This window comes from Pseudovibrio sp. POLY-S9, from assembly GCF_001431305.1.
Taxonomy (GTDB): domain Bacteria; phylum Pseudomonadota; class Alphaproteobacteria; order Rhizobiales; family Stappiaceae; genus Pseudovibrio.
This window is the reverse complement of record NZ_LCWX01000166.1, coordinates 15951-17981: the sequence shown is the minus strand read 5'-3', so window position 1 is coordinate 17981 and position 2031 is coordinate 15951. Positions and strand designations below refer to the sequence as shown.

The following is a 2031-nucleotide window of genomic DNA, read 5'->3' as shown; positions in this document are numbered from 1 at the left end:
AGTCCTGCCACATCAGATGGCTTCATCGGACCATAGGCTATCCGGCCCTGCTCGGTTTCAATCTCAACCAGCGGCTCCAGCCAGTGCATACCGCGAGATCCGTTGCGGACAATTGTCGCATCCACACCGCGCGCGCGCAGCTCATCCGCCAGCGTCTCAGCAACACGGTCAGCGCCAACCGCCAAAGCAGCAGCGTCGCAAGGAACGTAAAGGACAGCCCCCATCACTTCACCTCCTCAACAAGCTTCAGCACAGCCTCTTCATCAAGGCGACCATGCAGGTTGCCATCCATCATGGCAGCTGGTGCACACGAGCACAGGCCAAGGCAATAGACCGGCTCCAGTGTCACCTTCCCATCAGGCGTGGTTTCGTGCCACTTGATGCCAAGGTCTCTTTGAATGTCATCTGCAAGCTTTTCGCCGCCCATCGACTGGCAGGCTTCTGCACGGCAAACCTTCAACACATGGCGTCCGGCAGGTTCTGTACGAAAGTCGGGGTAAAAACTCATTGTGCCGTGCACTTCAGCACGGCTCAGGTTCAACCGATCTGCGATTTTTAAAAGCGCATCCTCGGGAACATAACCAAATTTCCCCTGCACATCGTGCAGGATTGGCAGGAGCGGCCCTTCCTGATGTTCGTGGACATCAATAATCGCGGCCGTTTCTTTTTCTATATCCTGCGATTGCGTCTGCAAGGCCATAAAATCCTCCCTCCTCGCACGTCAATGCATCGAATTGGCACAATATGTCGCAGGCAATCAATATGATATATCCGTTGGGCGATTGCACATCCCTATCAAGGAAATCACGTAGAGAGCTCTTTGCCCTGCGATATTCTAGTAATTCTCTTCAAAAAAATGTCCAAAAGCGGCGCACGAGGCTCACGCTGCGTCGCAATCAATCCAACCATAATACTGGCATAAGGATCAGAGATCGGGATGATCTCCAGATGATCAGAGGCAATTGTCTGCGCCACAGCCTGTGGGATAATCGTCCCCCACCGTCCGGTACGCACATGCGCCAGCAGGCACATGATGGAATCTGACTGCAGCACAGGCTTTGCCACCACATCAACATCATGCAGGATATTGTTGATGATACGCCGGCATTGCATGTCACTGGTCAGCAAGCACAACGGGACCCTGCTCACATCCTCCAGCGTGGCATGCTCGCGGCCAGAAAGCGGCCCACCTTCAGCCACTACAAAGCAGTAGCGCTCCCGGTAAAGAGGAATTTGCAAAACCCGCCCCAAAGGCTCGTTGTCCAGATAGGTCAGCCCCACATCAATTTCCAGATTTTCCAGCTGCGCCAGAATCTCAGAGGACGGTCGCGAGAACACCGCAAAATCAACGCCCGGGTTTTCCTCGCTAAAGCATGTGGTGAGTTCTGGAACATAGGTCAGAGCTGTGGGGATGGAGGCGATCCGCAACGTACCCGATTGACCATCACTGACCGCCTTCAGCTCCTGCTTCATGGTCCGCGTATCAGCCACAAGCTTGCGGGCCCATTCCAGCACCCGCTCCCCTTCAGGCGTCAGCCCCTGAAAACGCGAGCCACGCAAAACCAGCAGAGCGCCAAGCTGTTCTTCAAGGTGCTTGATGTTGGCCGAAAGCGTCGGTTGCGTCACACCACACTCGTCCGCCGCCTTCCCAAAATGCTTCTCACGCGCCAACGCAATAAACATCTCCAGCTTATCGATCATGGGTTATCCTCGCAAACGTTCCCGCAACACCATCCATCAGCAGGCACCAGCCTTGTCCGGCCAATACCACGCTGGATCGCTCATATCCTCCTACAAGCAATCCCTTAGATGTTTTTTCTTAGCTCTGAAATGAACTAGCATATTCAGAGCAAGAACGATAACGCGGAACGCCAAGAACACGGCGCGGTTTGGATAAACTCTGCAATCAGACGTTCATACCAATGAAGCTTACACCAGCGACCATGAATATGGCGGCCAGCATGCGGCGCACCCAGTTGCCTTCACCCAGGACGACAAAACCGATTAAGGCGGCAAAAATGACGGAGGTTT

Annotated in this window: 2 protein-coding genes and 1 pseudogene; all 3 read right to left on the bottom strand. The window is 54.2% G+C overall.

The features are described from left to right. Positions 1-224 (bottom strand): annotated as a pseudogene (locus PPL9_RS16230) (formate dehydrogenase); the annotation flags it as partial. After that, positions 224-700, bottom strand: a complete 477-nt coding sequence (locus tag PPL9_RS16225) for a formate dehydrogenase subunit gamma (RefSeq protein WP_057463683.1) — start codon at positions 698-700, stop codon at positions 224-226. The pseudogene PPL9_RS16230 and the gene PPL9_RS16225, both read right to left, overlap by 1 nt. Before the next feature lie 104 nt (positions 701-804). After that, on the bottom strand, positions 805-1701 hold the full coding sequence (locus PPL9_RS16220) for a LysR family transcriptional regulator (RefSeq protein WP_057463682.1): 897 nt from the start codon (positions 1699-1701) through the stop codon (positions 805-807). Positions 1702-2031: the final 330 nt, after the last annotated feature.